We start from the raw sequence: 7,088 nt of genomic DNA, 5'->3' as shown, positions 1-7,088 counted from the left end.
ATGCGTTGGTTTTAGTGGTTAAGGTGTTATGCGGAACCTTCGGTATTGCGTGCCTCACACCTTAACAAGGCGTTATATACACGGGAGAGTTCAGTGGAAGAAAGAGTTCGAAAAAGGGAAGTCAAAGTCTGCCCTATAGTGCTCAGAAAATCAGGAAACTATCGTGAGTTACTCTTGTTTGAACATCCATTGGCTGACGTTCAACTGGTTAAAGGCACGTTAGAACAGTTGGATATATCTATCGAAAGTGCGGCCTTGAGAGAATTGGAAGAAGAATCAGGTTTATCCAGTGTATCGAGCACTCACTATCTCGGCAGCTGGGAAAGCGGTTTTCGAAATCATTTATGGCATTTTGTACTTTGCAAAATAGACCAAGAACTACCGGATAACTGGAGTTTCTTTACCCAAGATGATGGTGGGCATGAGTTCAATTTCTTCTGGTATAAAGTAGGAAGTGAGCCCGATTTTAAGTGTCATAAAGTATTCTCTGACGCCATTAAGCAAGTCGAAATTCTGTGCATATAACAAACAATTTAAGAGGGATTCCCCACGCTTGGCATTTTTGGTTCGGGCCAAGTTTAGTGATTACGGCGTCCAAATCTAGTGTAGTGGTCGCGTGGCTCACCCCTTAATTGGGCGTTATGTTCTCTGGGCTAGGAAGGGATATGGAAACAGTTAAAATGCTAGATTTGGGGTTTTCTACTGCAGATGCAGAATATCCTGAAATCCATCAAGAAGAAGGCGATTTAAGAGCTGAGTTTAAAGATTGGCAGGAAAAAACGGTAAAACTATATTTTACCGATTACGTCGCATGCAAGTGGCAGATGGTATTTGATTTACTTGAGGGAGAGCGAGACGACAGCTGTTATGAAATATGCTCATCTCTTTGGCTCAAGCAACATGTCCAATCAGAAATAATCAATTGCGACGAAGGCTACAAGCACTTTCGGCTTAACTTTAATGAGTTAGGGCAACTTGATGTAATTGCGTTAAACATTGTTGTACGAACATAACAAACTGTTTAAGAGTGATTCGCAACGCGTGGCATTTTTACTATGCGTTGGCTTATGTGTTTAAGGTGGTATGCGGAGGCTTCGGCATTGCGTTGCTCACACCTTAACAGGGCGTTATGTGCTTCTGTAACTTATTGAAATATTTAGATTGTCATATGCGTGTCGCGTTCGTGACGTTGTTTCTTTGATAGGATGTTGTTAGTTTCTAAGTCGGTACAGCAGAAAGGATTTTCGTAATGGTTGTAAGAAAACTCAGACTAAAACACGGTTGGTCCCAAGAGCAATTGGCTGACTTAAGTGGCTTGAGCATTCGTACTATTCAGAGAATAGAGCGAGGTCATAAGCCTGGTCTAGAGTCATTAAAATGTTTAGCTGCTGTCTTTGAAACAAATGTCTCAGAACTTCAGCAGGAGCAGGAAATGACAAATGAAGTAAGAATCACCGACGAAGAGCAAACAGTTATTGACCAAGTAAGGGCAATCAAAGGTTTTTACTCGCACCTAATGACATACGTGTTGGTCATCGGTTTACTATTCGCAATAAACTTATTAACCGACTCAAGCTATATTTGGGCTTGGTGGCCAGCAATGGGTTGGGGAATAGGAATTATAAACCATGGTCTAAATGCCTTTGAAGTATTTAATTTGTTTGGTGCAAAATGGGAAAGGCGTCAGATTGAAAAGCGTTTAGGTCGCAAGTTGTAAAAACGCACATAACAAAGCGTTCAAGGCGGATTCACAACGCTTGGCACTTTCAGTTCGAATCGGCTTTTGTGTTTATGGCACAAAGGTTTAGGTTGGGTGGTAGCGTTGCTCACCACTTAACGCGGCGTTAGCAATATAAGGAAATATCAAGTATGTCAGGAATTACAGATTTAGACGAACTACTGCGTTCAATGCGTCCCAAATTACTTAAAGCTGAGTTTGTATTTTGTACTGTTTCAGGAAGCCTAGAAGAGTATTGCAAGTTAAATCCAGTAGCTACCTTTATGGAGCTTGAAGGTTTGACTCTTGTACTTGAAAAATCAGTGGCAGAAAAAGCGGGTTTATCTTTTGAAGGCTCGTATAGTCAAATCACATTGACCGTCCATTCTAGTTTAGAGGCAGTTGGTCTTACGGCAGCAGTAGCAACAAAATTAGCTTCAAAAGGCATAAGTGCAAATGTCATAGCAGCGTACTATCACGACCATGTTTTTGTTCAAACTAGCAAAGCCGAAGCGGCAATATCGGCTTTAGAAGAGTTCAGTGCTTAATGTTGGCATCATATTGCTAACAAGGCGTTCAAGAGGGATTCTCAACGCTTGGCGGTTTGGGTTCAAAGTTTAGCTTTAGTGTTTATGGCACAATGTTTTAGGTTAGGTGGTGGCGTTGTTCACCCCTTAACGCGGCGTTAGCAGTCAGAAGTAATAAGGAGCCATAAATGGAATTAAAGTATCGTTCAGCTGATTTTGAAGATTTGGAAAGTCTTGTTGCTTTGCTTTCAAATGACCCACTTGGTAGTAAAAGAGAAGATGCGGCTGTTCCGTTGAATAGTGGGTATCTTGAAGCGTTCGAAGCAATTGTAAGAGACCCAAATAACGAATTACTTGTTGTTGAGCTGGAAAACTCTCTAGTCGGGATGCTTCAAATTACTTTTATTCCTTACCTAACGCATATTGGTAGTTGGCGTTGTCTTATCGAAGATGTTCGAATCCATATTGACTATCGTGGACAAGGTTTCGGTGAGCAAATGTTCGCACATGCCATCGAACTGGCAAAAAATAAAGGCTGTACAATCGTTCAGTTAACAAGTGATAAGCAGCGTCCTGATGCAATCAGGTTTTATGAAAAACTTGGATTCAAAGCAACACATGAAGGGTTTAAACTCGCGTTGTAAGTTGCTGCTAACAAAGCATTTAAGAGTGATTCGCAACGCTTGGCGTTTTCGCTTCGCTCAAGTATAGCCAAGCGTCACTCACACCTTAATGCGGCGTTAGCTGTCCTATTTTAAAAGGAGTAAATAACATTGGAAGAGTTGAGGTATTTATCGAGAATCTATTATCAAAATACAGTTAGTTTCTCTTACTTCGGAGCAAGAGGAGTTTTGTATTTATTCATATCCCTAATTCTTTTTTTGTTAAGTGCGTATATTCAAGTGGTTCTAAAAATCGACGTATTGTCGATAGTTCTAATGGTATTGGCTGCGATGCTGCTAGCGGACGCTAGGAGGCGTTATGACAGAAACCTGATCTGTCATTTGTCAAACTACACCCTTCTAAATAGTGATAACGTAGATCATCACAAAGCTGTGTACCTCAAAACCTTAGTTGCTCACATTGATAAGTCTTTATTTGATGCGATGAAAGACCTAAAGGAAATTAGGGAGATTGCTAAGAGTGAGCATGGATTATCTAGTAAATCAGAGTGGTCTCGGTTTTGTAATTTTATCTACAGCCCTGACTCAAAGAATCGCATTTTAAGTTTGGTTATCTATCTTATTAGTTTAATTGCTTTAATCACAATTCCCCGTTCTGAAAATGAGGTTGGGTTTTATAATTTAATTCACAATTTATCTTTTAGTGAGGTTTGGGGATATTTGGTGTTAGCTTTATTTCTGATTGTTCTTGGTTACGCTATCCTAGTCTTACCAGTAATGTACTTATATAAATTCGCTGTTGTGCCGATGCTCCTGAAGACTTCGTCTGTAGATGCTCTTTCAAGGTTCTTTATATCAGAGCTTGCTAAATATGCGTACTTGGACAATCGAGTGCAGCGGAACAGCTAACAAACTGTTTAAGAGTGATTCGCAACGCGTGGCATTTTTACTATGCGTTGCGTTTAGTGTTTAAGGTGGTATGCGGCAGCTTCAGTATTGCGTTGCTCACACCTTAACAGGGCGTTAGGGCACAGGGAGGTATTTTTTGATTAGTCATATTGATCATATCGTTCTAACTGTAGCGGAAATAGATCGCTCAGTTCAGTTTTATAAACGCGTCTTAAATATGGAAGAACTCACATTTGCCAATGGGCGCAAAGCCGTGAAGTTTGGTAATCAAAAGATAAACTTTCAACTTTTAGGGCAGGAGCCGAGAAATCGAGCAAGAGTAGGCTCTGGAGATTTGTGCTTAATATCTACTTGGTCTTTAGATAGAGTTTTGAGTCACTTGTCTGAAGCAGGAATTGAAATAGTCGAGGGTCCTGTTCAGAAATCCGGTGCAAATGGTCCGATTCAATCTGTTTACTTTCTGGACCCAGACTCAAATTTAATCGAGGTCAGCGTTTACTGATTGGCAGTGCCCTAACAAGCAATTTAAGAGGGATTCACAACGCTTGGCATTTTTGCTTCTACTTCAAATTTAGTGTTTATGGCACAATGCTTTAGGTGTGGGTGGTAGCGTTGTTCACCCCTTAATTGGGCGTTAGTACGGGTTTGGCATTAAATGTCATAAGTTTTGGTGTGTATCTGTTTTGGCGCTCGCCTTTACACCTTTCAGTTAGTACCTTTCACGTTCTTTCCGGTGGCACTATATACGGAGTGTTCGCTTTGATTTCACCGTTTACGGTTTCTAACTCTTAGCCTATTTCTTTGGAGCTTCTTCATTTTCGTGGTGGCTTTTGAGAGAACCTTGATTATTTTTGGTGTGGCTGTTGAAGTACGAGGAAAGAATCCTTTTCTAATTTGAAGCCAGTGAAAGTAGGGCTGTTCAGTGCGTTTTTCTTCTAGCCAACTTTCGTCTTTCATCTGGGGTAAAGTTTTGTAGCTGCCCGTCTCACTTCAGTGTTCAAAGCCTTTCATATCATGCCACTTTTCAATATCTTGGAGCGCATAAATAGAAGTAGCGCATGTACTAACAAATTGCTTAAGAGTGATTCGTAACGCGTGGCATTTTTACTTTGCGGTGGCTTATGTGATTAAGGCGCTGTGCGGTAGCTTTTGTATTGCGTTACTCACACCTTAGCAAGGCGTTATGCGATATGAGGAAGTTGATAGTATGGAAAGCAATGTAGTTAAAGAAATAATTGAAGCAGAGGAGAAGTTAAAAACTTCAATGCTCAATTCAGATATGATTGTCTTGCAAGACTTATTGTCTGATGACTTGGTATTTGTTAATCACCTTGGTCATCGAACTTCCAAACAAGATGATATAGCACTGCATGGCTCAGGCTTACTAGCTATTAAGTCAATCCAATTCCATGATCTTCACGTAGTCCCTCAGAAGAATGTCGTTTTGGTTTACGTAAACGCGGAAATCAAAGGCAGTTATAATGGGGCTGTAGCAAACGGTGAGTTTGCATTTTCTCGTGTTTGGACAAAGCAAAAGGGTAACTGGCAGGTTATCTCTGCGCACTCAACAGTTATCGCATAACAAACTGTTCAAGAGGGATTCGCAACGCGTGGCATTTTCACTATGCGTTGGTTTTAGTGATTAAGGTTGTATGCGGCGGCTTTGGTATTGCGTTGCTCACCCCTTAACAGGGCGTTAAATTAATGGAGGCTGAGTGGCATCAATTCTCATATCAATAATTACGACAGTTCTTACGATAGTCGCAATTTTACTTTTTCAAGGTGAGATTTCTCACTTATTTGGGGTCGAAGAGTCATCAACTACAACACTGTCGGTGATAAAAGACTTTCTTGCTCCGATATCTAGTTCGTTTGGAGGGGCGTTGTTAGGTGCAATTGGGGCTTATAAGCTGGCCCTGAGGAAAGATCACAAGGATACGAAAGAAGATGAGTTAGCGTTGTTGACCAGTGCTTTTTTTGTACTAAAAAGTCAGTTGAACGACCTTGTGGCAATTAAAAAGTCCAATATTGTACCTTATCAAGCTAAACCTGCTCGAATGATTGATATACCAACTTCTGTATCTGTCATTAGTGTGGAACAAAGAGTTCCTGAGAAAGCATTTTCTGTGCTAACCAAATATAAGAAGCCAAGTGTGGCAGAAGCTATTCACTTAGCAGAAAGACGATATTTGAATCAAAAAGCAATACATAGCAAACGAAATGATTTAATTACGTCATATTATGATCATATCGAGCGTGGTGGTGTGGTCATATTTGAAAAACTTAATTTACACAAGTCGTGTGAAAAATTTGGTATTAACAATATGTGCCAACTTTATTCAATGACTGAAAACTTTATCACTTTTACTGACGATGCTATATATTCTTTATTGGCAGCAATGAAGGATCTTCAAGATGCGATAGATACCGAATTTAGTTCTAAAGCTTATGTTAAAGTTAAACTCGAAATTCCAACGAAAAATCAACGGTATTTTGAGCCAGTTGTTCGTCCAACGATTACATCAGTTGAAGAGTTATACGAGATCTTAAAGAAAGTTAGTTTTGAACAAAAAATGTATCATCCAGCGTCGTATAAATTAATTTAACAAGGCATTTAAGAGTGATTCCCAACGCTTGGCATTCTCAGCTCAAGGTTGGTTTTGTGTTTACGGTGCAATGGTTTAGGTTTGGTGGTTAGCGTTGCTCACACCTTAATGCGGCGTTAGTACCAAAATTAAATTAGGTTTCGGAGTATTTGGAAATGTTCTTTTCTAGTTCATCTCAACCCTTAGTTAACGGCACTCACTTGTGCGAAGAGTTAACTAGATTTCTATCTGAAAACAAAAGTGACTTTGAACAGAAACTTATCCCAGATCTATCTCATATAGATCATATGGCTCACAATGTTAATGGTATAGAAGTCGAAAAAATTTCTTTTGTGGGCTGTAATCAATATCAACTCGATTATTCATACGATTGGGAAGTCTATCGTGGTTGCTCTGATATGAATGAAGCTGATATCGAACATGAAAGTGTATTGTTTGTCCTTAATGATGACGGCTTCATCGAAATTGATTTCCCAGAATATGAAGAGCGTGATACTCGCGAGGAATTTTAGTACTAACAAACTGTTCAAGAGGGATTCGCAACGCGTGGCATTTTTACTATGCGTTGGTTTTAGTGTTTAAGGCGGTATGCGGCTACTTCGGTATTGCGTTGCTCACCCCTTAACAGAGCGTTATATTTTTTGAGGGGCTATGAAGAAACAATTAGCGTTAATTTTTTCATCAGCTACAACTATATTGAGTGCAG

10 protein-coding genes are annotated in these 7,088 nt (G+C 39.9%); all 10 read left to right on the top strand.

Going from position 1 to position 7,088, the window contains the following annotated elements:
* The first annotated feature begins 93 nt into the window (after positions 1-93).
* Positions 94-525, top strand: a complete 432-nt coding sequence (locus R7Q48_RS23565) for an NUDIX hydrolase (protein ID WP_050925414.1) — start codon at positions 94-96, stop codon at positions 523-525.
* Between the two features lie 140 nt (positions 526-665).
* The gene (locus tag R7Q48_RS23560; protein ID WP_053304305.1) at positions 666-1,013 is read left to right on the top strand and encodes a hypothetical protein; all 348 of its coding nucleotides are present in this window, start codon (positions 666-668) and stop codon (positions 1,011-1,013) included.
* 236 nt (positions 1,014-1,249) lie between these two features.
* Positions 1,250-1,717 carry a helix-turn-helix domain-containing protein gene (locus R7Q48_RS23555; RefSeq protein ID WP_065274610.1) on the top strand — a complete coding sequence of 156 codons (468 nt, stop codon included), beginning with the start codon at positions 1,250-1,252 and terminating at the stop codon, positions 1,715-1,717.
* A 152-nt stretch (positions 1,718-1,869) separates the two neighbouring features.
* Positions 1,870-2,265 (top strand): ACT domain-containing protein, encoded by a 396-nt coding sequence (locus R7Q48_RS23550; RefSeq protein WP_193268665.1) that lies wholly within the window; start codon positions 1,870-1,872, stop codon positions 2,263-2,265.
* A 167-nt stretch (positions 2,266-2,432) separates the two neighbouring features.
* Positions 2,433-2,888, top strand: a complete 456-nt coding sequence (locus tag R7Q48_RS23545; RefSeq protein WP_256903465.1) for a GNAT family N-acetyltransferase — start codon at positions 2,433-2,435, stop codon at positions 2,886-2,888.
* A gap of 294 nt (positions 2,889-3,182) precedes the next feature.
* Positions 3,183-3,776, top strand: coding sequence for a hypothetical protein (locus tag R7Q48_RS23540; protein WP_256903464.1), 594 nt, complete (start codon positions 3,183-3,185; stop codon positions 3,774-3,776).
* 136 nt (positions 3,777-3,912) lie between these two features.
* Positions 3,913-4,278 (top strand): VOC family protein, encoded by a 366-nt coding sequence (locus R7Q48_RS23535; RefSeq protein ID WP_256903463.1) that lies wholly within the window; start codon positions 3,913-3,915, stop codon positions 4,276-4,278.
* 705 nt (positions 4,279-4,983) lie between these two features.
* The gene (locus R7Q48_RS23530; RefSeq protein ID WP_053314558.1) at positions 4,984-5,358 is read left to right on the top strand and encodes a nuclear transport factor 2 family protein; all 375 of its coding nucleotides are present in this window, start codon (positions 4,984-4,986) and stop codon (positions 5,356-5,358) included.
* A gap of 133 nt (positions 5,359-5,491) precedes the next feature.
* Positions 5,492-6,382 carry a hypothetical protein gene (locus tag R7Q48_RS23525; RefSeq protein ID WP_180792544.1) on the top strand — a complete coding sequence of 297 codons (891 nt, stop codon included), beginning with the start codon at positions 5,492-5,494 and terminating at the stop codon, positions 6,380-6,382.
* 155 nt (positions 6,383-6,537) lie between these two features.
* The gene (locus R7Q48_RS23520; RefSeq protein ID WP_256903462.1) at positions 6,538-6,894 is read left to right on the top strand and encodes a hypothetical protein; all 357 of its coding nucleotides are present in this window, start codon (positions 6,538-6,540) and stop codon (positions 6,892-6,894) included.
* The last annotated feature ends 194 nt before the right edge of the window (positions 6,895-7,088 follow it).

This window comes from Vibrio sp. 378 (assembly GCF_033339435.1).
Note: the sequence above shows the minus strand (reverse complement) of the source record. Positions and strands in the feature narration are given on the sequence as shown.

Excerpts from the sequence above, each read along its gene's own strand:
- R7Q48_RS23520 (WP_256903462.1), top strand. The coding sequence starts at position 6,538 with ATGTTCTTTTCTAGTTCATCTCAACCCTTAGTTAACGGCACTCACTTG.
- R7Q48_RS23545 (WP_256903465.1), top strand. The coding sequence starts at position 2,433 with ATGGAATTAAAGTATCGTTCAGCTGATTTTGAAGATTTGGAAAGTCTT.
- R7Q48_RS23530 (WP_053314558.1), top strand. The coding sequence starts at position 4,984 with ATGGAAAGCAATGTAGTTAAAGAAATAATTGAAGCAGAGGAGAAGTTA.
- R7Q48_RS23540 (WP_256903464.1), top strand. The coding sequence starts at position 3,183 with ATGGTATTGGCTGCGATGCTGCTAGCGGACGCTAGGAGGCGTTATGAC.
- R7Q48_RS23550 (WP_193268665.1), top strand. The coding sequence starts at position 1,870 with ATGTCAGGAATTACAGATTTAGACGAACTACTGCGTTCAATGCGTCCC.
- R7Q48_RS23560 (WP_053304305.1), top strand. The coding sequence starts at position 666 with ATGGAAACAGTTAAAATGCTAGATTTGGGGTTTTCTACTGCAGATGCA.
- R7Q48_RS23555 (WP_065274610.1), top strand. The coding sequence starts at position 1,250 with ATGGTTGTAAGAAAACTCAGACTAAAACACGGTTGGTCCCAAGAGCAA.